Here is a 24,273-nt window from a genome sequence, read left to right on the forward strand (position 1 = left end):
CAAAGCCTTTTTGGATATTGCATCCGAGAGGGCTTTTTTGTTTTCATGAATATCCACTCCGTTTTATTTTCTGGAAACTTTTTGTGGGATTTAACAGTCTCATATATGTGAGGTGATTCCAATGGACAAAGAACCGGAAAGACCCGATAGCTCCCGCCGCCCCACTCGAATCGCCCGAGTTGGCGTAATTGTTTTGACTGCAGGCATCGTAGGAGTTCTATTGCTTGTTGCGGCGTGCAGCGAGCAGTCACAACCGGCAGAGGAGGCTGCATCCGCCAGCAACGGATTACCGAAGCAAGCAGCGGATAAAAAAATCGAACAGCAGCAAGGAAGGGAAGAACAACTAAACGAAGGTTTGTATCTCGTGAAGAACGGAAGAGACGTTGGCAAAGGGCCGGTATCCGCAATGTACACAACGGTCGGCGGTGTTCGGCTAGGCGATACGCAGGAACAAGTGCTGGCTTTACTGGGCGAACCCAGCGAGCGGTCGCAAGCCCGCAGTACTCCATATCCCCTGTGGCACTACATGGATCAGGATTTATACATCATGTTTTACCGAAATGGGGAGAACGAATCGGCAGGTGGAGTAATTTCCGTTCGCCTCGGTGGCCGTTCAACCTTAAAGTTGAACGATCGTCGGTCCGCTCCTTCGATCGCCATAGGCGACGGATTGGATCGAGTGCTGGAGCTGTACCGCCCCATAGGCGGAACTCCGGACGAAGGTGCGGTGCGAAATTTCTGGGTTCGGGGGGAAGATCGGGCACAGACCGGATTATATAAGCCGTCTGTACATGTACTTCATGAAAGAAGGACGTATTACGAGTATTTCATTGGAAAACGAAGATGAAGATCCCGGTCTGTCGCCTCTGGCCGGTACCGTCAACGGTAAAATCCCGAGAGCGGCCGCCAAGTCCGAATATGGCGAGCTATACGTTATTCCTGACACCACGGAAAAAATCGATCTGCTGGGCGCACCTTCATGCATGGGGAGGGAAAACGACTATCGATTCGAAGGGGCTTATCGCGCTTATTTTCAAACATCGGATGGAACGGCAACATCGTTGTCGGCGACTCCGATACCGGTCCTGATTTATCCTTCGCTCGAGCAAATATCGATATCGAAGCTTCAATTCGGTACGTTCGAAGCGTTTTACTTCATTCCGGAGTACGCCGATTGTCACGGGTTGACGTTTTATTTGTACGGGGCAAACGAAGAGGGTGCATTTCCATTTCGATTCGAGCTGGAGAATGGAGCCGCCTCCGATACGTTTTACGTGCTTCCTTCCGATAAGCCGCGAATGGAAGACGGAATGCTGGTAACGTATGGAGGCGGGGGTGCGGGCACTGACGGCTACTTGAAATATACGTTCAAGCCCGATTTGGCGAACAAAACGATGATTTTGCTCCGCAAGGAGCAGATTGCGCAAAAGCCGGCTTTGGAGTAACAGGCTCAAGCCGCATTAAGCCATGAAATAATAATCGTTGAAAAACCCGATTGTCGTGATCACATTTGTAACGACAAATAACATTTGATACGCAAACAGTACATTTTCGCGCTTGTCCGTCAATTTGATCAGATAGAGGAAGAATGGGATGCAGATCATCAAATAACGGACGACGCTCGCCAAATACCAGGGTTGGCTGGAGAAAGGGATTACGATTAGCAAAGCCCCGTATACCCACATGAGCAGCTGTTTCGGATCCCGGAACAGCTTTTTCCATTGCGTAATCAAGAATGCCAGGTACACAAGAAATACCGCCGTAGAAATGACGAACGCGATAAAACCGTTATCCCATCCGCCGGGAGCCATGAAATAAGGCTTTGTGAAGTAATTGACGTAATTTTCGAACGGGATGGCCGTTAACCGGTACCACGAAACTTGCTCATGGAATGGAGCCAGAACATCTCCGGTCAGCCACTTCATATATACTAGATAGGCGCCCATCGGTATCAGAGACAGAAGCGAGTACAACGCGTACCGGATGTATCGTTTCGAGAATGTGAAACCGACGTCCAGCACGACCGTACCCATGACGAAAAACAAGTTGATAAAGCCGGGCACCCGGGTTACAGTCGAGAGACTCGCGGCCAAAAATGCGAGCGCATATCGCTTATCCGATGCATAATAGATGGAAGCCGCAGACAAGAGCAGGAACAAGCTTTCCGTATACGGCAGCGAATAAAAAAGAGAAGTAGGAAAGATGAGCATCAAAATGAGCATCGTTCTCGCCTTATTCTCGCTCAATTGCTGCTGCAAACCGATCGCATAAATGTAAACGAGCGCGAAAAACAACAGGATGTTGGAAAGAATGCCGCCGATAATAGCCGGGTTGACAGCCCCGAGCAAACTAACCGCTTGTCCGATCACGGATAAAATAATCGGGTAAAGAGGGAAGAACACCCAGTTGGCGGGCGGATGCGGTTCGTCTATGCGATAGTCGTCGTAACCGTTTGCCGCAATGTTCAAATAAGCGAAGCTGTCGAATTTGACGAATTGCTTCAAGGTAAAAAGCTTGGTGTCGGATAAATCAAACGGGAGCTTCATGGCGTAATCCGGCATCACTCCCGGATACTGCTGTTCGTATGCCGAGGGCTCCGTGTAAGTGGAAAACAAATTGTTGCCGACATATCCGGTGAATAAAAGCATCACCCTGCTGATAAGAAGAAGCAGAAGCAGGGAGAGCATCAATTTCCCAGTCAAACCTTTGATCAACTCGTTCTAATCCCCTTTCTATGTACCCGCTATGCGGCTCGCCATAATAACGGAATCGAAAATAAACATGAATTGGTCGATTCCTCCCCGGTAAACGGGGGTAAAAGTGTATATACTTATTATCATACATTTCACGACGCTTTGCCGCAAAAAGTTATCGATACGATACTTGGCAAATCGGAAAAAAGCGGGTATAATAAATCTAAAGTCAAAGAAAGTCAAAGTCAGAATGTTTGAACTTTCCGACTTTTTCGAGCCGGCCGTACAACTTTCATTTGGGAGGTCTTTGGATGCGTAATGTCTCCGATATCATCGAACAATATCTGAAGAACATTTTGCAGCAAAGCCCGGGTGGAGTCGTCGAGTTGCAGCGAAGCGAGTTGGCCGACCGGTTCCAGTGCGTGCCTTCGCAGATTAATTATGTGATCAGTACGAGGTTTACGCTGGAGAAAGGTTATTTGGTCGAAAGCAAAAGGGGCGGCGGAGGTTATATCCGCATTCAACGAGTGGAGCTGCCATCCAAGGAAGCGATACACGTGCATATTTTCAGCACGGTCGGATTGCAAATCGATCAGGCTTCGGCCGAAGGCATCGTGTACCAGCTGGAGGAAGGCTGCCTGATTACGGCACGCGAAGCCAATTTGCTCAAGGCGGCTATTTCAAGAGACGTCTTAAACCTCAAGCTTCCGCTAAGAGACGAAGTTCGGGCAAGATTGCTGAAGGCGATGCTGACTACGCTGCTCAGCAAGTAGTTAGACTAGTTAGACGATTACTCGTATACATCATTCGATCCAGTCGCGATCTATGCAAAGGAGGGGACATTAACCGTGCTCTGCCAAGAATGCAATAAGAAACCGGCAACGTTACATTTTACAAAAATTATTAACGGGGAGAAGACCGAATTCCACATTTGCGAATCGTGCGCCCGCGAGAAGGGCGAGCTTATCCCTGGGACTGCTAACGGCTTCTCGATCCATAACCTGCTGTCGGGACTGCTGGATTTCGACCCGAGCCAAGCCGCGGTCGGAACGAAGCCGCAAACGCTGCGCTGCGATAAATGCGGCTTAACTTATAGCCAGTTCAGCAAGCTGGGCCGTTTCGGATGCAGCTCGTGCTATGAGCATTTTTCCGAAAGATTGGATCCATTGTTCAAAAGAGTTCACGGCAACAATGTTCACGTAGGCAAGGTGCCTAAGCGAACAGGGGGCCTTATTCAATATAAGCGGGAAATCGATAAGCTGAAGCATGATATGCAGAAGCACATAACCCGCGAGGAATTCGAGCAGGCGGCGAACATCCGCGATCAGATTCGCGAGCTGGAAACGAAGCTCAACGGTTCGAACGTATAGGGAAGGAGGCGTCGATATTGGATCGATCGAACATTTTCGTTCAAGCGCTCAGCGAATGGATGAGGGGAAATAGCCCGGAGTCGGACGTAGTGATCAGCACCCGTATCCGGCTTGCCCGTAATTTGCGAAGTCTTCCTTTCCCGATGCTGGCCACGAACGCCCAATCCAAAGAAGTGCTGGATCAAATCGTTCCGGTACTGAACAGCGATGATTTGCAGCAAATAAGCGGGTTCGATCTGTTTACTCTGGATCAGCTGGGCGAACTGCAGAAGAGGGTGCTCGTCGAGAAGCATCTGATCAGCCCCAACCTGGCGGACGAATCCCGCAATGGCGCCGTCATGATCAACGAGAACGAATCCGTGAGCATTATGGTGAACGAAGAGGACCATTTGCGCATACAGTGCCTCTGTCCGGGATTTCAAATTCGGGAAGCTTGGGATTTGGCCAACCGGATCGACGATATTTTCGAATCGCAGGTCGATTACGCTTTTGAAGAGCGTCGAGGCTTTATGACCAGCTGCCCGACGAACGTAGGTACGGGGATCCGGGCATCCGTCATGATGCATTTGCCCGCGCTTGTCCTTACCCAGCAGATGAACCGGATTTTGCAGGCGATCAATCAGGTCGGTCTTGCCGTGCGGGGCATTTATGGGGAAGGCAGCGAAGCGATCGGCAATGTATTCCAGGTGTCGAATCAGATTACGCTCGGCCAATCCGAGGAGGAAATCATCGACAATTTGCACAGCGTGGCCAAACAAATCATCGAGCATGAAAGGGCGGCCCGCCAAAAGCTGCTGGGAGAATCCAAAATGCGCATTACGGATCGGGTCAAACGGTCGTACGGGATTTTATCCCATGCCGCCATTATGGATTCCAAGGAAGCCGCGCAGCGGTTGTCCGATGTCCGGCTCGGTGTCGATCTGGGGCTTCTGAAGAACGTCTCGCCGCACGTGCTCAATGAGCTTATGGTGATGACTCAGCCCGGGTTTTTGCAGCAGTACGCCGGGGCCAAGCTATCGGCTGACGACCGTGATATCCGAAGGGCCGAATTGATTCGGGAGAAAATACTCAGCTCATGATTAAGCGGCAGAGCAACGAGATAACAAGTTGAGATCAACTTTTAAATATATATACTTTCTAATTTTCGGAGGTGTTTTTCATGATGTTTGGCAGATTTACGGAACGCGCGCAAAAAGTATTGGCACTGGCGCAAGAAGAAGCCGTACGGCTTGGTCACAACAATATCGGCACGGAGCATATCCTGCTCGGTCTGATCCGCGAAGGCGATGGCATTGCCGCCAAAGCATTGGTCGCTCTGGGACTGAGCTTGGAGAAAATCCAGGACGAAGTGGAATCCCTCATCGGAAGAGGGCAGGAACAGCCGAGCAACATCGCGTATACGCCCAGAGCGAAAAAAGTAATCGAGCTATCGATGGATGAAGCCCGCAAGCTCGGTCATACCTATGTCGGTACGGAGCATATTCTTCTCGGTCTGATCCGTGAAGGCGAAGGCGTCGCCGCCCGCGTGCTGAACAATTTGGGCGTCAGCCTGAACAAGGCCCGCCAACAAGTGCTTCAACTGCTCGGCAGCAGCGAAGCCGTCTCTTCCAGCCATTCGGCGCCGGCTAACGTCAATACGCCTACGCTCGACGGGCTCGCCCGCGATTTGACTGCGTATGCCAAGGAAGGGAACTTGGATCCGGTTATCGGACGAAGCAAAGAAATCGAGCGCGTCATTCAGGTATTGAGCCGCCGCACGAAAAATAATCCGGTGCTCATCGGGGAACCGGGCGTCGGCAAAACGGCGATTGCCGAAGGATTGGCGCAAAAAATCGTAAACAACGAAATTCCCGAAACGCTTCGCGACAAACGGGTCATGACGCTCGATATGGGTTCGGTCGTAGCGGGCACCAAGTATCGCGGGGAGTTCGAGGATCGCTTGAAAAAAATTATGGATGAGATTCGCGCGGCGGGGAACATCGTCCTGTTCATCGACGAGCTGCATACGCTGATTGGAGCGGGCGGTGCGGAAGGCGCAATCGACGCGTCGAACATTTTAAAGCCGGCTCTGGCAAGGGGCGAGCTGCAGTGCATAGGGGCGACGACGCTCGACGAGTACCGCAAATATATCGAGAAAGACGCCGCGTTGGAGCGCCGGTTCCAGCCGATCACCGTAGATCAGCCTACGCCGGAAGAAGCGATCCAAATTCTTCATGGTCTTCGCGATCGTTACGAAGCGCATCATCGCGTGAAAATTACGGATGAAGCGATCGAACAGGCGGTCAAACTGTCGGACCGGTACATCTCCGACCGATTCCTGCCCGACAAAGCAATCGACTTGATCGACGAGGCGAGCTCGAAGGTGCGGCTCCGCTCGTACACGATCCCGCCGAATTTGAAGCAGTTGGAAACGCAGCTGGATAATATACGCAAGGAAAAAGATGCGGCCGTGCAAAGCCAGGAGTTCGAGAAAGCGGCATCGCTCCGGGATACCGAGCAAAAAATGCGCGATGAGCTCGATTCCACGAAAAATGAGTGGAAGGAAAAGCAAGGCCGCACCGATTCCGAGGTGACTCCTGAAGATATCGCGCAAGTCGTCGCCAGCTGGACCGGAATTCCGGTCGTCAAAATGGCCGAAGAAGAAACCGAACGTTTGCTGAAGATGGAAAGCATCCTTCATGAGCGCGTGATCGGCCAAGATGAAGCCGTCAAGGCGGTTAGTCGCGCCATCCGCAGAGCACGGGCGGGCTTGAAAGATCCGAAGCGTCCGATGGGCTCCTTCGTCTTCCTCGGCCCGACAGGCGTAGGGAAAACGGAGCTGGCCAGAGCGCTGGCGGAATCGCTCTTCGGGGACGAGAATGCGGTTATCCGGATCGATATGTCCGAGTATATGGAGAAGCATTCGACTTCGCGTCTCGTCGGAGCGCCTCCGGGATATGTCGGTTACGAGGAAGGCGGGCAATTGACCGAGAAAGTGCGCCGCAAGCCTTATTCGGTCGTATTGCTCGACGAAATCGAGAAAGCCCACCCGGAAGTATTCAACATTTTGCTGCAGGTGCTGGAGGACGGCAGATTGACGGATTCCAAGGGCCGCACGGTCGACTTCCGCAATACGCTGATTATTATGACATCCAACGTCGGCGCGGATATGATCAAGAAAAATTCGACGCTCGGCTTTACGGCTGCAGCCGATGCCGGACGCGACTACACGAATATGAAAGACAAGGTTATGGGCGAGCTGAAGAAAAGCTTCCGTCCGGAGTTCCTGAACCGGATCGACGAAATTATCGTGTTCCATTCCTTGGACGAAGAGCATATCGGTCGTATCGTAAGCCTGATGTCCGACGAGCTGAGCAAACGTCTGCGCGAGCAAAACGTCGAGTTTACATTAACCGACAAAGGAAAGGCGTTCTTGGCCAAGGAAGGCTTCGACCCGACTTACGGTGCGAGACCGCTTCGCCGGGCCATACAGAAGCATATTGAAGACCGTTTGTCCGAGGAGCTGCTGAGGGGATCGATTTCCAAAGGCGATACGCTAACGATCGACGAAGTAGACGGCGAATTGGTCGTAACGAAAAACGGATAAGGCGAAGTACGATAGAAATGAAAAGGCATTTTGGCTGTCCCGACGGATGGCCGAAATGCCTTTTGTTCGTTCAACTTGTAAATTGATTGTATGCGGGGTTTTCATTGGTACGGCGAAATGGTACACTTTGGATACTATTGATCGATGAGGGAAGCGCTTATGTCGAAAGTGAAAACGAAATTTTGTTGCCAGGAATGCGGATACGAAACCCCGAAATGGCTTGGCAAATGCCCGGGCTGCAACGCATGGAACAGTATGGTCGAGGAAGTGGAGATGACCGGCAAAGCAAAAGGATTCCAATCCTCCTTGACCCAGACGAAAGAAAAGGCGACTTCGATCATACATATAGAAAGTAGTCACGAAAAACGAATATTGTCCCAGATGAACGAATTGAACCGTGTATTGGGCGGAGGAGTCGTCCCGGGTTCTTTGATTTTGGTGGGTGGGGACCCGGGTATCGGCAAATCGACGCTGCTGCTGCAAATGTCTCATCATATGGCTACGGTAGGCTTGAAGGTGCTGTATATATCGGGGGAAGAGTCGGTCCGCCAAATCAAGCTCCGGGCGGATCGATTAAACGCCTTGTCCGAACGTTTGTTCGTTCTGTGCGAGACGAGCGTCGAACAAATCGAGGAAGCGATCGAAAACGTACAACCCGATTTCATGGTCGTCGACTCGATCCAAACCGTATTCCACCCGGCTGTCACATCGGCTCCCGGAAGCGTTGCGCAAGTTCGCGAATGTACGGGGCATTTTATGAGAATAGCTAAAATAAAAGGTATCGCTACCGTCCTCGTTGGTCACGTAACGAAAGAAGGGGCGATCGCCGGACCTCGGCTGCTGGAGCATATGGTCGATTGCGTGCTTTATTTCGAAGGCGAGCGGCACCATTCGTACCGACTGCTGCGGGCGGTCAAAAACCGGTTCGGCTCCACGAACGAGATAGGTATTTTCGAAATGATCGAAGACGGCCTCCGAGAAGTGACCAACCCGTCGGAGCTGTTTTTATCCGAACGTCCGCTTGGCGTATCGGGCTCTACCGTGGTTGCCAGCATGGAAGGCACCCGGCCGGTTCTAGTCGAGCTTCAAGCGCTCGTATCCAGTACGAATTTCCCTAGCCCGCGGCGGATGTCAGCGGGAATCGATCATAACCGGCTCTCGCTAATTATTGCCGTTTTGGAGAAGCGGGTCGGGATGTTTTTGCAAAATCAGGACGCTTATTTGAATGTGGCGGGCGGCGTCAAGCTGGACGAACCGGCAGTCGATCTGGCTGCGGCGGTAGCCATAGCCTCGAGCTTCAAGGACCGGCCCACCCAGCCGTTCGATGTCGTGTTCGGCGAAATCGGGCTTACCGGCGAAGTGCGGGGAGTATCGCGTATCGATCAGCGGGTGAAGGAAGCGCAGAAGCTCGGATTTAAACGCATCATTATGCCGCGCAAAAGCATGAAAGGGTGGACACCGCCCCAAGGCATCGAAATCATCGGCGTCGAGACGGTATCGGAAGCGCTGACGGCCGCTTTGGAATAAACGAAGTACACTGGGTCCCCAAAAAGTAACCGGCATAAGCTACGGAGCTGCGCGTCACTTTTTGGGGAGGGAACAGGGAGCGATAAGGGGGATAAGAAGTGAAGGACGATACGAAGCGGGACGTCATGACGCAAATTTTGCAGTTGGTCGCTCCCGGCACACCGTTTCGCGAAGGGTTGGAAAACGTGCTTCGAGCCAAGACCGGCGCTTTGATCGTAGTCGGCTACAGCCCGGGAGTCATGGAGATCGTAGACGGGGGCTTCTCGATAAATTGCGATTTCTCGCCAAACTACTTATACGAGCTCGCCAAAATGGACGGGGCGATCATTTTAAGCGAAGACATCAAGCGCATTTTGTATGCCAACACGCAGCTTATCCCGAATTCCTCGATATCCTCGATCGAGACGGGCATCCGACACAGGACGGCGGAACGGGTTGCCAAGCAAACCGGGAAGCTGGTCGTATCGATTTCGCAGCGCAGGAACATCATTACGGTATATCAGGGCAATTTGCGCTATGCGCTTAAAGATATCGGCGTCATTTTGACGAAAGCGAATCAAGCGATTCAGACGTTGGAGAAGTATAGGTCCGTGCTGGACCAATCTTTGACCAATTTGGGCGCGTCCGAGTTCGAGGAGCTCGTTACACTGTACGAGGTGGCGGGTGTCATCCAGCGGTTTGAAATGGTCCTTCGCGTCAAAATGGAAATCAAGCGGTACATCAACGAGCTCGGAACCGAAGGCCGTCTGATAAGCATGCAGCTGGATGAGCTTGTCGGCAGCATCGAGCACGAGGCCGTACTCCTGATCAAAGACTACTGCCGGGAATGCAGCGAGGAGAAAATCAAAGAAGTGTCGGGCGGCTTAAGACGTCTCAATTCCGAGGAGCTGCTGGATCAGCAGCATATCGTGCGAATGCTCGGCTACCCCCCTACGAATACGATGCTGGAAGAAAACGTTTCTCCGCGCGGGTACCGGATGTTGCATAAGCTGCCGCGACTGCCTGCGATTATTATCCAAAATTTGGTGGAGCGATTCGAACGGCTCCCGCACATGGTTATGGCGACGATCGAGGAGCTGGACGAGGTGGACGGCATCGGAGAGGTGCGGGCCCGGGCGATCAAGGAAGGGCTGAAGCGGATCCAAGAGCAATTGTTCATTGACAGACATATTTAATTTGTCTACAATCGTAAGATAGGGTTCGCATTGCCCGAGAGCGCGGAGGATGCTTCGCATCACTTTGGGGTATAGTAAAGGGTAGAGGTGGAGCCTTTCATGATTAGAAATTCAATTCCCAGCATATTTACGGTAGGAAATTTGTTTCTGGGGATTATCGCAATCATTTTGGCGTTTAATTCCGGCACCGACAACAAAAACGCCGAGCTTGCCGCCATCTTCGTTATCGTGGCCATGCTGCTGGACGGTTTGGACGGACGGGTCGCTCGGGCTTTAAATGCACAGAGCGAATTCGGCAAAGAGCTTGATTCGTTATCCGACGTTATTTCGTTCGGCGTTGCGCCGGCTTTTATTATGTATGTAGTAGCTTTTCAAAGCATGGATGCTTCCGCCTTGGCATGGATCGTGACGGCCATATTCCCGATCTGCGGAGCGCTCCGTCTGGCCCGCTTCAACGTCATTGCCGGGACGCCCGGATACTTTATCGGATTGCCTATTCCGGCTGCGGGAAGCGTACTTAGCACATTGGCGCTGTTTCACAACGAGATTCCGTCCGCGATTTTGCTTGCCAGTACGTTGGTTCTGTCGTTTTTGATGGTCAGCACGGTGAAATATCCGAACTTCAAAAAGGTCGGCATCCCGAAGACGGCTATTTGGCTGACGCCGATCATCGTCGCCGGAGCGGTGACGCTTGCCATCATTTATCCGGGCCTGCTGTCGAAGCTCATATTTATACCGCTTGTTATTTACGCATTGTATGGCTTGAACGGGCTAAAAAAAAACGCTAGACGTTTATTTCGCCGCAGAAAGCGGAGGAACTCGGCCGACGAACCGACCAAGTCCAAGACTCACGGATAATTTGCGCAGCGTTATTCCATATGGAGCGTGAAAATAAAAAGCATTTATTTTCTGAATGTCAGAAAATAAATGCTTTTTTTGTTGCCCTTTGCTACGACAGGTTGAACAAGCCGAGCGTCGAGCATTTTTGCGATTCCTTGGCAATGATGTCGTCCAGGTCCAAGTCGAGCAAATTGCACAAAGAGGACAAATAGAACAAATGTTTGCCCAGCTGGACCGTTATCGCGTCGACGCAGTTTTCGCACAGATTCCCGTTGATGTGGGTTTGGATCAGCTCTTTGGCTTCTTCCAGCGTCAGTTCGTCCTGATAAGGCTGTTTGTTCGCTTGCAGCGAAATACAGCCGCATTCGGTGACCGATTTAATGACGCTTCTGTTGACGGACGCGCTCGATTGTTGCGATTTGGACAAGACGTCCAATAAACTTCGGTGACGGAGTAGCAAATCGGAAACTTGCTCTTGAAACTGCTTTAATGTTAAGCCGCTCATTCCATTCACCCCGAATTCCCATATTCTCACTATGATTCATTATAAAAGAATCGGGCGGAAAGTTCAATTTACAGGAAAAAGTTTACTTGTCCGGATTAGGTCCGGGCAAATTGGATCATAATTGGTAATGGGAATAAACAACCCTATTTTGGAGGTGAACCCTTATGGCAAAAAGGCAACTGCAGGTTGTTCTGGCATTGATGGGCGGATTGCTGGGATATCAATGGTACGAAGCGATCGAGCAATTTTTGTTAAGATTTGTGAGCCCTTTGTTTGGAATCGAGCACATTGCGGGGCCGGCATACTGGTCAATCTGCATCGGCGCCTGTCTGTTTTACGGCGCAGCCGCATGGCTGTTCGGGTATGGAGCGGAACGGATACGAAATTTGGAGGACCGCGTCGTCAAAACTCCTACTTTGGATTTGCTGTCGGGGTTGATGGGCTTGATCCTGGGACTTATCATTTCCGCGCTTCTGCTTCCGGCGCTGACCAAGGCCGGTTGGGTCGGTACGCTGCTTATGTATACGATAACCGGGCTTCTCGGCGTATACGGTTTCCGGATCGGATATCAGAAACGGGAAGATTTGTTGAACGTGCTCACATCGGGCTTCAGCAATAAGAAAAAAGGGGCTCCGCAAAAGGACGAGCACAAAATATTGGACACGAGCGTCATCATTGACGGCCGTATCGCTGACATTTGCAAAACCGGATTTATCGAAGGTACGCTGGTCATTCCGGAATTCGTGCTGGAGGAGCTTCAGCACATCGCCGATTCCTCCGATTTGCTGAAGCGCAACCGCGGACGGCGGGGGTTGGACATTTTGAACAAAATCCAAAAAGAGCTCGACGTCAAAGTGCTCATCTATGAGGGCGATTTCGAAGAAATATCCGAGGTGGACAGTAAGCTGGTCCGGCTGGCCAAAGTTTTGCAGGGCAAAGTCATCACGAACGATTTCAACCTGAACAAAGTATGCGAGCTGCAAGGCGTATCGGTGCTGAATATCAACGATTTGGCCAATGCGGTCAAACCGGTCGTGCTGCCGGGCGAAGAAATTCTCGTGCAAGTGATCAAGGACGGCAAGGAGCACGGTCAGGGCGTCGCTTATCTGGACGACGGCACGATGATTGTGGTGGAAGGCGGAAGAGAGTATATCGGCGCCACCATCGAGGTGCTCGTAACCAGCGTTCTGCAAACTTCGGCGGGACGGATGATTTTTGCAAAGCCGAAACTGTTGGAAAAAGCGCAGTAAAACGATTATGATAGAAGTTGATTGTCATCGTTATACAGCGGGGTAGGGAAGCGGAAATGGCGAGAAACGGCGTCGTCATCGTGGCGGCGGGTAAAGGGACACGGATGGGAACGTCCGATAGCAAGCAATATTTGCCGCTGCGCGGCAAACCGATACTGGTACATACGCTGGAGAGGTTTCAGCGAATGCCGCAAATCGAGGCGATCGTTCTCGTAACGGGGAGCGGCGACATCGAACGCTGTACGGCATACGTCGAACAATATTCGCTTGCGAAGGTCGTCGCCGTTACGGCGGGCGGAGATGAGCGTCAGCACTCGGTACGTATCGGCCTGGAACGGCTGCCGGTAGGGCTGGAAGTGGTTGCCGTCCATGACGCGGTCCGGCCGTTCGTAACGGAAGCGAGAATCGCGGAATGTTTGCATAAAGCATATGAGGCCGGAGGGGCCGTACTGGCCGTGCCGGTCAAAGATACGATCAAGGTGGTCGATTCATCCGGTCGGATCGAATCGACGCCGGAGCGAAAGAGCTTGTGGGCGGTGCAAACCCCACAGGCTTTTCGTCTTGATTTGCTGGAGCAAGCGCATCGGCAGGCCGAACGGGACGGCTTCGTCGGAACCGACGATGCGATGCTCGTGGAGCGGCTCGGCCATTCGGTCCATGTCGTCGAAGGGGATTACACGAACATCAAAATTACGACGCCGGACGATCTGCTGCTGGCGGAGCGCCTTTTACAGGAACAACAAGGGGAGAGGGATGAACAGGCATGATTCGGATCGGACAAGGCTTTGACGTGCACCAATTGGTGGAAGGACGCAAATGCATCATCGGCGGCGTGGACATTCCGTACGAGAAAGGGCTGCTCGGTCATTCCGACGCGGATGTGCTGCTGCATACGGTAAGCGACGCGATATTAGGGGCGCTGGGCCAAGGGGATATCGGCAAACATTTTCCGGATACCGATCCGGCTTACAAGGACGCCGACAGCGTCAAGCTGCTGGAGCACGTCTGGGACATCGCGAAAAAAATGGAGTACCGGCTGGGCAATATCGACTGCACGATCATAGCGCAGAAGCCGAAGATGGCGCCCTATATCCCGCAAATGGTAGAAGTCATCGCCAGAGTGCTGGAAGCGGACGTCTCCCGGGTCAACGTCAAAGCGACCACGACCGAGAAGCTCGGATTCACCGGGCGGGGGGAAGGTATTGCCGCGCAAGCGGTTGTCTGTTTGCAGAAAGTTGTGCTATGATCGTTTGAAAAAAGCGACACAAGAAGGAGCATTTCCATGACTAGACCGATTCGCGTCCGTTACGCGCCGAGCCCGACCGGCCATCTGCATATCGGGAACGCCCGGACGGCCCTGTTCAATTATTTGTTCGCACGGCATCATAACGGCAAGTTCATAATCCGCATCGAGGATACCGACATCAAGCGCAACGTGGCGGGCGGGGAAGAAAATCAGCTCACCTATTTGAAATGGCTGGGCGTCGATTGGGACGAAAGCATCGATGTCGGCGGCCCGTTCGGACCTTACCGCCAAACCGAGCGGCTCGATCTGTACCGCAAATACGCCGAGCAGCTCATGGCGGCAGGCAGAGCTTACTATTGCTACTGTACCGAAGAGGAGCTGGAGAAGGAGCGGGAGGAGCAGACCGAACGCGGCGAAACTCCGCGATACTCGGGCAAGCACCGGAGCCTGACGGACGAGCAGCGCGCAGCCTATGAAGCGGAGGGACGCGTGCCGAGCATCCGCTTCCGCGTCGAGGAAGGCAAGTCGTATACGTTCAACGACCAGGTCAAAGGCGACATTACGTTCGAATCGGACGGGATCGGCGATTTTGTCATCGTCAAGAAGGACGGCATAGCGACTTACAACTTCGCTGTCGTCATCGACGACTATTTAATGGAGATTTCGCACGTGCTGCGCGGAGAGGATCATATTTCCAACACGCCGCGTCAACTGATGATATACGAAGCGCTCGGCTGGGAGCCTCCGCAGTTCGCCCATATGACGCTCATCGTGAACGAACAGCGGAAGAAGCTGAGCAAGCGGGACGAGTCGATCATCCAGTTCATCGAGCAATACGACCAGCTGGGCTATTTGCCGGAGGCCATGTTCAACTTTATCGCGCTGCTCGGCTGGTCTCCGGAAGGCGAGAACGAAATTTTCTCGCGCGAACAACTGATCGCCGCTTTCGATGCTGACCGGCTGTCCAAGAGCCCTGCCGCTTTCGACACGAACAAGCTGAGCTGGATGAACAACCATTATTTGAAAAAGGCCGATTTGGAGCGGGTGACGTCGCTGGCCATTCCGCATTTGCAGAAGGCCGGACTGCTTCCGGAAACGTTCGATTCCGCCAAGCGGGAGTGGGTGCAAGCTCTCGTGGCGCTTTATCAGGAACAGATGAACTGCGCCTCCGATATCGTGCCGCTTACCGGGATGTTTTTCCGTGATGAGCCGGAATATGACGAGGAGGGCCGCGCTTTGCTGGGAGAAGCGCATGTTCCCGAAGTGCTGCGGAGCTTTCTCGGATTGGCGGAACAGTCGGAACCATTTACTCCTGAAGCGATTCAAGCGTTGCTGAAAAGCGTCCAGAAGGAAACCGGCCATAAAGGAAAGCAGCTGTTCATGCCCGTGCGAGTTGCCTTGACCGGACAAATGCACGGCCGCGATTTGAACCAGACGCTGGCGCTGCTCGGACAATCCCGAGTCGTGGGCCAGCTTCGAAAGCTGTTGTCACAAATCGGCTGATATTGTATACTTGGTTTAATTTCAATGCGATGTTGATCTTGATAAAGGCATCGATCGGGAAAGTACGTAACGGTCGGGTTTTCCAGAGAGGGTAATCGGCGAGCGATTCGCCGGCTGCAAGTTGCCCATTCCCGCCGCTGACGGAAATGCGCCCGTGAGCCGCACGGCCGAGCTGCGTCAACGCAGGGTAGGCGTAGCCGTCTATCCGCGTTAAGGATGACAAGAGGGATCGCCCTTGTCTCGCTGCTGCCGCCGCGGACATTCGACGATCCAAGCAGAGTGGAACCGCGTACCCACGTCTCTGCAGCCTAGAGCTGCAGGGGCGTTTTTTGTTAATAACTGTCTTTACAAATCGGGGTCTCAGGGAAACGTGCGGATGAGGCTAGTAGGTTCGCTTTCCCGGGATACAAAGTGGGTGAGTCCATGTTTCGCAGCATGAAATCGGATATACGGGCCGTATTCGACAACGATCCGGCCGCTCGCAGCGTTTTCGAGGTGGTGTTTACGTATTCGGGCCTGCATGCCATATGGGCGCATCGGCTGGCGCATTGGTTATTTCGGCGCAAATGGTTTACGATCGCGAGAATCATCTCGCAGATTAGCCGGTTTATGACCGGGATCGAAATTCATCCAGGCGCGCGAATCGGCAGACGGCTGTTCATTGACCACGGCATGGGCGTCGTGATCGGGGAAACATGCGAAATTGGCGACGATGTGGTATTGTATCAGGGAGTCACCTTAGGCGGAACCGGCAAAGAGAAAGGGAAGCGCCATCCGACGATCGGCAACAACGTGTTCATATCGTCCGGAGCCAAAGTGATGGGGTCTTTTAAGGTCGGCGACAATTCGAAAATCGGGGCAAATTCGGTCGTTCTGGCCGAGGTGCCGCCGAATAGTACGGTCGTCGGCGTCAAAGCCCGTATCGTCAAACGGGACGGAGTCAGTCTGAACAAGCTCGATCACGACAAGCTGTCGGATCCGGTCATCGAGCTGTTCCGAAACATGGAGAAGCAGATCGAGGACTTGAAGACGGAAGTGGAACGTCTGCAAGAAGAGGTGCAGCGACAAAACGGAGGGGTTCAATCGTATGAGTCTAAAAGTGTATAACACGATGACTCGGGCTAAAGAAACGTTCGTACCGATCGCACCGGGCGAAGTCAAAATGTATGTGTGCGGTCCGACCGTGTACGACTATATTCATATCGGGAACGCGAGACCCGCTATTTTCTTCGATGTCGTACGCCGCTACTTGGAGACGAGCGGGTATAACGTCCAATATGTGGTCAATTTTACCGACGTTGACGACAAGCTCATCCGCAAATCGGAGCAGACCGGCGAATCGGTTCCGGACATCGCGAAGAAATACATCGCCGCTTACTATGAAGATATCGAAGCGCTCGGCATCCGCAAAGCGGACGTCAATCCGAGAGTGACCGAAAACATAAGTGAAATCGTGGAGCTCATCCGGGAATTGGTCGACAAAGGGTTCGCTTACGAAAGCGGCGGCGACGTCTATTTCCGCACCGAGAAATTCGCCGAATACGGCAAACTGTCCCATCAGAACCTGCACGAGCTGCAGTTCGGCATCCGGATCGAGGTCGGCGAGCGCAAAGAAAATCCTCAGGATTTCGTATTATGGAAAGGGGCGAAGCCTGGCGAGATTCATTGGTCCAGCCCTTGGGGAGAAGGACGCCCCGGTTGGCATATCGAATGCTCCGCGATGGCGCGCAAATATTTGGGAGAGACGATCGATATACACGGCGGCGGCCACGATCTGCAATTCCCCCATCACGAATGCGAAATCGCCCAGTCCGAGAGCATAAGCGGGAAGCCCTTGGCGAATTATTGGATGCATAACGGTTACATCCATATCAACAACGAGAAAATGTCCAAGTCGCTCGGCAACGGCATCAACGTCAAAGAACTGGTAAAACAGGTCAAGCCGCAAACGCTGCGCTTTTTGTTTTTGTCCACCCATTACCGGAATCCGTTAAATTTCAGCGAAGAAGGGCTGGAGCAGGCCGGGAACGGACTGGAACGGATCGAGAACGGGGTGGCCAACCTCCGTCACCGGCTGGGAAGCGCTTCGGAAGGGGACGTGGACGCCCGGGTAGCGTCGGCGGTCGAACGGATCAAAGCCGAGTTCCGATACAGGATGGATGACGATTTCAACACGGCGGATGCCTTGACCGCGGTATTCGACTTGATCGCCGAAAGCAACGGTTATTTGGCTGCCGCTGATGTGACGGCTTCTACGCTCGGTCTGCTGCTCTCCGCTCTTCAGGAGTTGGATACGGTTTTGGGCATACTACCCGAGGAACGGAACGAGTTGCTGGACGAAGAGGTCGAGCAGTTGATTGTCGAACGAACGGAAGCGCGCAAAACGAAAAATTGGGCGCGGGCCGATGAAATCCGCGAATTGCTGACGGCGAAGGGCATTCATCTGGAAGATACGCCCCAAGGCCTTCGTTGGCGCCGGAAATGACGGTGAAGCTGCTGTAATGGACACGAATTTATTTCTGTATGAGCCGGCGAAAAACCCGGCGCAGCTGAACCCGCTAGTGCTCGCATATATGGGCGACGCGGTGTTCGAGATGGCCGTCAGGCAGTACGTCGTCTCGCGGCCCAACCACAGGCCGAACCATCTGCACCGCGAGGCGGTCAAGTTTGTATCGGCCAAAGCGCAAGCCAGAGCGTTGCAGGCTCTCATGGAGCATCTTACGCCCGAGGAGACGGATATCGTGAAGCGCGGTCGGAACGCCAAGTCGGGTACGATACCGAAAAACGCGGACGTTCTCGATTACCGCCATAGCACGGCATTCGAATGCTTGATCGGATATTTGTACTATACGAAGCGGTTCGATCGGCTGGGGCAGCTGCTCGGGCTGATCCTAGAGGAACCGGAGGGATAACGGATGGAAGAATGGATTGCGGGCAAACATTCCGTATTGGAAGCGCTCCGCTCGGGGCGCACGATCCACAAAATTTGGATCTCCGAGCAGGCACAGAAGCACCATACGCTGCCGATCATAGCGGAAGCGAAAAAACAAAGCATCGTCATCCAGTTCGCCGATAAGCGCAAGCTGGATGCTCTTGTCACCGACGTTCCGCATCAGGGCGTCGTGGCGCAAGTTACAGCCCACGATTACGTCGAAGTGGCCGACTTGCTGGAGATAGCGCGGACCCGCGGGGAAGCCCCGTTTCTGATCATTCTGGACGAAATCGAGGACCCTCATAATTTGGGCTCCATTCTTCGAAGCGCGGATTGTACCGGGGTACACGGCGTCATCATTCCGAAGCGGCGTTCCGTCGGCTTGACCGCGACGGTGTCCAAAACGTCGGCGGGGGCCGTAGAATACGTGCCGGTAGCGCGGGTGACCAATATCGCCCAGACGATCGAGGCGCTGAAGGAAGAAGGCGTATGGGTCGCGGGTGCGGACGTGGAAGCGACGCAGCTCGTATACGCGGCGGATTTCAAAATGCCGCTCGCGATCGTCATCGGCAATGAAAGCCGGGGTATCGGAAGACTGATCAAAGACAAATGCGATTTTCTCGTCAAGCTGCCGATGTCCGGACAAATAAACTCGCTGAATGCATCGGTAGCCGCATCCGTGTTGATGTACGAAGTCGTTCGCCAACGCGGCGCAACGGTTTCGTAGCCGGCCGGTCCATGGAGAGATGAAACAGGTTGTCATCGTAGACGGATATAACATTATCGGGGCTTGGGGAGAGCTGCAGAAGCTGAAGGAGCACAGTCTCGAGGAAGCGCGGGACCGGTTGATCGATATGCTTGCCGATTACAAGGCTTACAAGGGACATAAAGTGTATGTCGTATTCGACGCGCATCAGGTGCCGGGCCTTGGCGGCAAGTACCGCCAGCTGCAGATCGAAGTGCTGTATACGCGGGAGAAAGAAACCGCCGACGAACGGATCGAGAGACTGGTAGCGGATTTGCGGGGAAGAAGGGTGCAAATCTATGTCGCCACCTCCGATTCGGTCGAGCAGCACGTTACGTTCGGCCAAGGAGCCCTCCGCCTGCCGGCAAGGGAGCTTCTGTTTACGATCCGGGAGATTCGCAAAGAAATCCGCAGCAAGATTCAGGAAACGTCAGCCCCGGCCAAAAACTCGGTCGACAGCAAGCTGTCCGACGAGCTCCGCGAGAAGTTCGAAAAGTGGCGGCGCGGCCTATAGCGCGGTTGACGATAATAGATTACATAATGTATACTAGTCCTATCTTTTGTTGCAGCAACGCTGTTGTTTAGCTTGCAGTCGGAGGGATACGGGTGAGCATCGACCTCAAAGAGCTGAGAATGCACGAATACGACCTGATGTCCGACGAAGAAGTGGTCGAATCGGTCCGCGTTGGCAGCAGCGAAGCGCTTGAATATTTGATTAACAAGTACAAAAATTTCGTCAGGGCCAAAGCCCGCTCCTACTTTTTGATCGGAGCCGACCGCGAGGATATCGTTCAGGAAGGCATGATCGGCTTATACAAGTCCATCCGCGATTTCCGCGAGGACAAGCTCGCGACCTTCAAAGCTTTTGCCGAGCTGTGCATTACCCGGCAAATCATTACCGCGATCAAAACCGCCACCCGGCAAAAACATATCCCTTTAAACTCCTACGTTTCTTTGGACAAGCCCATTTATGATGAAGATTCGGATCGCACTCTGCTGGACGTCATATGCGGTTCGCGTGTAACCGACCCCGAAGAGCTGATCATCAATCAGGAAGAGTTCAGCGGGCTGGAAGACAAGATGGGCGAAATATTGAGCGATTTGGAGCGCAAAGTGCTGATGCTTTACTTGGACGGACGGTCGTATCAGGAAATCGCCGTCGATTTGGACCGACACGTCAAATCGATAGACAATGCGCTGCAGCGCGTCAAGCGCAAGCTGGAACGCTATCTCGAAGTTCGCGACGTATAAGAGGCATTCTTTCATTCCGCTTCGGAGAAAGAGTGCCGTTTCTATTTTTGCAGTTTGCTAGAACGCCTCAGGTTTATAATTGGAGTGGGATGGAAAAACTGGTATGAGCGATTAGGCGCGACACACACGAGGGCGTTTTCTTGACACGCCTCGAAGACTATGATAAATTAGATCAGGTAGCCCTCTTTTCGGGATTTTTTTTGTTATGTCTGCGAAAAATCGGCTAGCCGCAGGTTTGGAGGGGTAATCGTGACGTTTTTGCAAAGAATGAAGCAAGGTTTTGGTACAACCTTTTCCTTCTTTACTGACAGCTGGGCGGAGCTGAAGAAGGTTAAGTGGCCGAGCCGTAAGGAGCTCATCAGTTACACTCTCGTAGTGATTGCGACGTGCACGTTTGTAACCATCTACTTTTGGCTGATTGACCTCGGGCTGAGCGAAATCCTGCGCCTGTTCGACTAATGGGGGCTGGGTGACGATATGGAAAAAAGATGGTACGTCGTACATACCTATTCCGGGTATGAAAACAAAGTCAAGGCAAACTTGGAAAAACGCGTCGAATCGATGAACATGCAGGATAAAATTTTCCGCGTTCTCGTTCCAATGGAAGAAGAGATCGTGAACAAGGACGGCAAGAAAAAAACCGTCATGCGGAAAGTATATCCCGGCTATGTGTTAGTCGAGATGATTCAGACGGACGATTCCTGGTACGTTGTGCGCAATACGCCAGGGGTGACCGGATTTGTCGGATCCACCGGTTCCGGCTCGAAACCTACCGCGCTTTTGCCGGAAGAAGTCGATGCGATCCTGAAACATATGGGCATCGAGAACCCGAAGCCGAAGATCGATTTCGAGCTGAAGGAGACCGTCCGCGTCAAGGTAGGACCATTTGCCAACTTCGTCGGTACGGTCGAAGATATTTTGATCGACAAGGCGAAGCTTAAAGTGCACGTCAACATGTTTGGACGGGAAACCCCGCTTGAGTTGGAATATACCCAAGTGGAAAAGATATAAAAATTTTTGATCGGAACTTTCTATTCGAAGACCGATCAAATATGGAATCTGTCTGGTTTCTGGGTCTATCTATCGGATAGGCCTTCACTCGTGGGAGGTGCCGCAAGGCTCCGCTCGCACCACATTATGCGCAAGGAGGTGTGTCGCATGGCTAAAAAGGTTATTAAAATGGTTAAGCTGCAAGTTAACGCTGGTAAAGCAAACCCGGCGCCGCCAATCGGTCCGGCACTCGGTCAAGCAGGGGTCAACATTATGGCTTTCTGCAAAGAGTTCAACGCCCGTACCGCGGATCAAGCAGGCTTGATCATTCCGGTTGTTATTACGGTGTTCGAGGACCGTTCTTTCACGTTTGAAACGAAGACTCCTCCGGCTGCCGTTCTGTTGCGCGTAGCCGCCAAGATCGATAAAGGATCAGGCGAACCGAACAAGAAAAAAGTAGCTACCGTGAAGCGTGACGTAGTCCGTCAAATCGCCGAGCAAAAAATGCAAGACCTCAATGCAGCTTCCGTTGAAGCCGCAATGCGGATGATCGAAGGAACAGCCCGCAGCATGGGCGTTGTCATCCAAGACTAATCGCTATTTGTTTTTCGCGGACTTGTGCCGCAACAGTGGGAGGATTTTCCGCTAACACCACAAAAGGAGGACGTATTACAATGGCAAAACGCGGCAAGAAGTACCAAGAAGTTGCCAAACTGGTTAATGCGGACGCCAGCTATGAGCCGGCAGAAGCGATTGATTTGGTTAAAAAGGCAGCTCCCGCCAAGTTCGACGAAACCGTCGAAGTTGCCGTTCGTCTCGGGGTCGACCCGAAGAAGCAAGACCAAGCCGTCCGCGGCGTAGTCGTGCTTCCGAACGGAACGGGTAAAACGAAACGGGTCCTCGTATTCGCAAAAGGCGACAAGGCGAAAGAAGCCGAAGCAGCCGGCGCGGATTTCGTAGGAGATCAAGATTTGATCAGCAAAATCCAGCAAGGCTGGTTCGATTTCGACGTCTGCGTAGCTACGCCGGACATGATGAGCGAAGTCGGTAAACTCGGCCGTCTGCTCGGGGGCAAAGGCTTGATGCCTAACCCTAAAGCCGGTACGGTAACGTTTGATGTGGCGAACGCCGTGAAGGAAATCAAGGCAGGTAAAATCGAGTACCGTCTCGACCGTGCCGGACAAATTCACGCTCCGATCGGCAAAGTATCCTTTGGCGCCGAACAACTGCAAGAAAACTTCCGCGCTCTCGTGGAAGCTCTTGTCCGTGCGAAGCCGGCTGCAGCTAAAGGCATATATTTGCGCAACATCGCCGTTTCGTCCACGATGGGCCCGAGCGTACGCGTAAACCCGCAAACGTTCAGATAAACCGCGTCGGCAAGTAATTGCCATTTGCATTACGCGAATAAACGTGGTAATCTGTTGTAGGTTCAAAAAACGAATATGTTTACCGTAGACAGTAGGTGCCGCGAGGCTTAATGTCCTACCGAGGTGTTGCGATACAATCCGGTTCGCTTTCCCGTTCGCGAGAAAGTTGTAGCGGAACGTCATGCCTCCGTCTAAGCAACGGAGGCTTTTTACGTAACATCGATCGGGAGCATCCCGCTCATGATAGTGAAGCGAGTTTACAGGAGGTGTAACAAATGCCAAACGCAAATGTACTTCAAGAGAAACAACTAGTCGTTACCGAGGTGGCGACGAAGCTGCGCGATAGCGCGAGCACGATCGTGGCCGACTATCGCGGTCTGAACGTGGCTCAAGTAACCGAGCTGCGCAAGCGTCTTCGCGAAGCGGGCATCGACTTCCAAGTTTTGAAGAACTCGTTGGTTCGCCGCGCTACCGCGGAAGCCGAACTGACTGATTTGGACAGCGTACTGACCGGCCCGACGGCCGTTGCTTTCAGTAAGGACGATGTCGTGGCTGCGGCCAAAATTTTGAGCGAATTCGCCAAGAAAAACGATGCGCTCAAAGTAAAAGGCGGCATTGTCGAAGGTCGAGTCGTAGACGTCGACCAAATTAAAGAGCTGGCGAATCTTCCTTCCCGCGAAGGACTTCTGTCCATGCTCCTCAGCGTGCTTCAAGCGCCGATTCGCAACTTCGCGCTTGCGGTTAAAGCGGTCTCGGACAAGCAAGAAGGCGGAGCGCAAGCTTAATCGGATTACAAAATTCAACTAATAATCGGAGGGTTACCCCATGAGCAAAGAGCAAATCTTGGAAGCCATCAAAGGCATGACCGTTCTCGAATTGAACGGTCTCGTTAAAGCAATCGAAGAAGAATTCGGCGTAACGGCTGCTGCACCTGTAGCGGTTGTAGCCGGCGGCGCAGTTGCAGAAGTAGAAGAGCAAACCGAATTCGACGTTATTTTGCTCGAAGCTGGCGCTTCCAAAATCAACGTTATCAAAGTCGTTCGCGAAATTACGGGTCTCGGCCTGAAAGAAGCGAAAGATGTCGTAGACGGCGCACCGAAGCCGATCAAAGAAAAAGTTTCCAAAGGCGATGCCGACGCTTTGAAAGCGAAGCTCGAAGAAGCAGGCGCAAAAGTAGAAGTGAAGTAATTGGAACCTTGGGAGATCCCCTTCGGAGCATAACGCTTCGGAGGGGATCTTTTTAACGCGGCATAATCGCTCAAGTTGAGAAGCTATTTCAGCGGGGAGGGTGGA

27 protein-coding genes and 1 other annotated feature are annotated in these 24,273 nt (G+C 52.7%); of the genes, 25 read left to right on the top strand and 2 right to left on the bottom strand.

Features of this window, described 5'->3' with window-relative positions; genetic code table 11:
* Positions 1-121 precede the first annotated feature (121 nt).
* Both FE784_RS31810 and FE784_RS31815 read left to right on the top strand, forming a co-directional pair.
* Entirely contained in the window at positions 122-847 is a 726-nt protein-coding gene (locus FE784_RS31810) for a hypothetical protein (RefSeq protein WP_139606297.1), read from the top strand.
* Positions 831-1,445 (top strand): hypothetical protein, encoded by a 615-nt coding sequence (locus tag FE784_RS31815; protein WP_139606298.1) that lies wholly within the window; start codon positions 831-833, stop codon positions 1,443-1,445. Before FE784_RS31810 ends, FE784_RS31815 begins: the two co-directional genes overlap by 17 nt.
* A gap of 15 nt (positions 1,446-1,460) precedes the next feature.
* On the opposite strand, the gene FE784_RS31820 is transcribed toward FE784_RS31815, so the two are convergent.
* Positions 1,461-2,714, bottom strand: coding sequence for a mannosyltransferase family protein (locus FE784_RS31820; protein WP_139606299.1), 1,254 nt, complete (start codon positions 2,712-2,714; stop codon positions 1,461-1,463).
* A gap of 290 nt (positions 2,715-3,004) precedes the next feature.
* Between FE784_RS31820 and FE784_RS31825 the strand changes: the two genes are divergently transcribed.
* From FE784_RS31825 to pssA, 7 genes are all read left to right on the top strand, one after another.
* The gene (locus FE784_RS31825; RefSeq protein ID WP_138883771.1) at positions 3,005-3,466 is read left to right on the top strand and encodes a CtsR family transcriptional regulator; all 462 of its coding nucleotides are present in this window, start codon (positions 3,005-3,007) and stop codon (positions 3,464-3,466) included.
* A gap of 75 nt (positions 3,467-3,541) precedes the next feature.
* Entirely contained in the window at positions 3,542-4,063 is a 522-nt protein-coding gene (mcsA, locus tag FE784_RS31830; protein WP_139606300.1) for a protein-arginine kinase activator protein McsA, read from the top strand.
* A gap of 59 nt (positions 4,064-4,122) precedes the next feature.
* Positions 4,123-5,142 carry a protein-arginine kinase McsB gene (mcsB, locus tag FE784_RS31835; RefSeq protein ID WP_139606363.1) on the top strand — a complete coding sequence of 340 codons (1,020 nt, stop codon included), beginning with the start codon at positions 4,123-4,125 and terminating at the stop codon, positions 5,140-5,142.
* A gap of 80 nt (positions 5,143-5,222) precedes the next feature.
* Positions 5,223-7,649, top strand: coding sequence for an ATP-dependent protease ATP-binding subunit ClpC (gene clpC / locus FE784_RS31840; RefSeq protein ID WP_139606301.1), 2,427 nt, complete (start codon positions 5,223-5,225; stop codon positions 7,647-7,649).
* A 159-nt stretch (positions 7,650-7,808) separates the two neighbouring features.
* Positions 7,809-9,176, top strand: a complete 1,368-nt coding sequence (gene radA, locus FE784_RS31845; RefSeq protein ID WP_139606302.1) for a DNA repair protein RadA — start codon at positions 7,809-7,811, stop codon at positions 9,174-9,176.
* 98 nt (positions 9,177-9,274) lie between these two features.
* Positions 9,275-10,351 (top strand): DNA integrity scanning diadenylate cyclase DisA, encoded by a 1,077-nt coding sequence (gene disA / locus FE784_RS31850; protein ID WP_176706669.1) that lies wholly within the window; start codon positions 9,275-9,277, stop codon positions 10,349-10,351.
* A 99-nt stretch (positions 10,352-10,450) separates the two neighbouring features.
* Positions 10,451-11,209, top strand: a complete 759-nt coding sequence (gene pssA / locus FE784_RS31855; protein WP_139606303.1) for a CDP-diacylglycerol--serine O-phosphatidyltransferase — start codon at positions 10,451-10,453, stop codon at positions 11,207-11,209.
* 91 nt (positions 11,210-11,300) lie between these two features.
* On the opposite strand, the gene FE784_RS31860 is transcribed toward pssA, so the two are convergent.
* Positions 11,301-11,696, bottom strand: a complete 396-nt coding sequence (locus FE784_RS31860; RefSeq protein ID WP_139606304.1) for a DUF1573 domain-containing protein — start codon at positions 11,694-11,696, stop codon at positions 11,301-11,303.
* Positions 11,697-11,860: 164 nt separating this feature from the next.
* Between FE784_RS31860 and FE784_RS31865 the strand changes: the two genes are divergently transcribed.
* From FE784_RS31865 to rplL, 16 genes are all read left to right on the top strand, one after another.
* Entirely contained in the window at positions 11,861-12,946 is a 1,086-nt protein-coding gene (locus FE784_RS31865; RefSeq protein ID WP_139606305.1) for a PIN/TRAM domain-containing protein, read from the top strand.
* Between the two features lie 56 nt (positions 12,947-13,002).
* Positions 13,003-13,713 (top strand): 2-C-methyl-D-erythritol 4-phosphate cytidylyltransferase, encoded by a 711-nt coding sequence (gene ispD / locus FE784_RS31870; protein WP_139606306.1) that lies wholly within the window; start codon positions 13,003-13,005, stop codon positions 13,711-13,713.
* Complete coding sequence (gene ispF / locus FE784_RS31875) at positions 13,710-14,192, top strand: 2-C-methyl-D-erythritol 2,4-cyclodiphosphate synthase (protein ID WP_139606307.1); 483 nt, start codon at positions 13,710-13,712, stop codon at positions 14,190-14,192. The genes ispD and ispF overlap by 4 nt, the downstream gene beginning before the upstream one ends.
* A 36-nt stretch (positions 14,193-14,228) precedes the next feature.
* Complete coding sequence (gene gltX / locus FE784_RS31880) at positions 14,229-15,695, top strand: glutamate--tRNA ligase (RefSeq protein ID WP_139606308.1); 1,467 nt, start codon at positions 14,229-14,231, stop codon at positions 15,693-15,695.
* A gap of 423 nt (positions 15,696-16,118) precedes the next feature.
* Complete coding sequence (cysE, locus tag FE784_RS31885; protein ID WP_139606309.1) at positions 16,119-16,802, top strand: serine O-acetyltransferase; 684 nt, start codon at positions 16,119-16,121, stop codon at positions 16,800-16,802.
* On the top strand, positions 16,783-18,180 hold the full coding sequence (gene cysS / locus FE784_RS31890; RefSeq protein WP_139606310.1) for a cysteine--tRNA ligase: 1,398 nt from the start codon (positions 16,783-16,785) through the stop codon (positions 18,178-18,180). The genes cysE and cysS overlap by 20 nt, the downstream gene beginning before the upstream one ends.
* Before the next feature lie 16 nt (positions 18,181-18,196).
* Positions 18,197-18,607: a Mini-ribonuclease 3 gene (locus tag FE784_RS31895; RefSeq protein ID WP_139606311.1), complete on the top strand. Its 411-nt coding sequence runs from the start codon at positions 18,197-18,199 to the stop codon at positions 18,605-18,607.
* Between the two features lie 3 nt (positions 18,608-18,610).
* Complete coding sequence (rlmB, locus tag FE784_RS31900; protein ID WP_139606312.1) at positions 18,611-19,354, top strand: 23S rRNA (guanosine(2251)-2'-O)-methyltransferase RlmB; 744 nt, start codon at positions 18,611-18,613, stop codon at positions 19,352-19,354.
* A gap of 19 nt (positions 19,355-19,373) precedes the next feature.
* On the top strand, positions 19,374-19,886 hold the full coding sequence (locus tag FE784_RS31905) for an NYN domain-containing protein (protein ID WP_139606313.1): 513 nt from the start codon (positions 19,374-19,376) through the stop codon (positions 19,884-19,886).
* Positions 19,887-19,978: 92 nt separating this feature from the next.
* Positions 19,979-20,623: an RNA polymerase sporulation sigma factor SigH gene (sigH, locus tag FE784_RS31910; protein ID WP_138883756.1), complete on the top strand. Its 645-nt coding sequence runs from the start codon at positions 19,979-19,981 to the stop codon at positions 20,621-20,623.
* Between the two features lie 249 nt (positions 20,624-20,872).
* On the top strand, positions 20,873-21,082 hold the full coding sequence (gene secE, locus FE784_RS31915) for a preprotein translocase subunit SecE (RefSeq protein ID WP_138883755.1): 210 nt from the start codon (positions 20,873-20,875) through the stop codon (positions 21,080-21,082).
* 18 nt (positions 21,083-21,100) lie between these two features.
* Complete coding sequence (gene nusG / locus FE784_RS31920) at positions 21,101-21,634, top strand: transcription termination/antitermination protein NusG (protein ID WP_139606314.1); 534 nt, start codon at positions 21,101-21,103, stop codon at positions 21,632-21,634.
* 147 nt (positions 21,635-21,781) lie between these two features.
* Positions 21,782-22,207, top strand: a complete 426-nt coding sequence (rplK, locus tag FE784_RS31925) for a 50S ribosomal protein L11 (RefSeq protein WP_139606315.1) — start codon at positions 21,782-21,784, stop codon at positions 22,205-22,207.
* 80 nt (positions 22,208-22,287) lie between these two features.
* On the top strand, positions 22,288-22,980 hold the full coding sequence (gene rplA / locus FE784_RS31930) for a 50S ribosomal protein L1 (protein WP_139606316.1): 693 nt from the start codon (positions 22,288-22,290) through the stop codon (positions 22,978-22,980).
* Between the two features lie 64 nt (positions 22,981-23,044).
* Positions 23,045-23,201, top strand: a sequence feature (ribosomal protein L10 leader region).
* 54 nt (positions 23,202-23,255) lie between these two features.
* On the top strand, positions 23,256-23,765 hold the full coding sequence (rplJ, locus tag FE784_RS31935) for a 50S ribosomal protein L10 (RefSeq protein ID WP_139606317.1): 510 nt from the start codon (positions 23,256-23,258) through the stop codon (positions 23,763-23,765).
* Between the two features lie 40 nt (positions 23,766-23,805).
* Positions 23,806-24,168, top strand: coding sequence for a 50S ribosomal protein L7/L12 (rplL, locus tag FE784_RS31940; RefSeq protein WP_139606318.1), 363 nt, complete (start codon positions 23,806-23,808; stop codon positions 24,166-24,168).
* Positions 24,169-24,273 lie beyond the last annotated feature (105 nt).

The sequence above is a fragment of the Paenibacillus hemerocallicola genome, from assembly GCF_006265175.1.
GTDB lineage: Bacteria > Bacillota > Bacilli > Paenibacillales > NBRC-103111 > Paenibacillus_AB > Paenibacillus_AB hemerocallicola.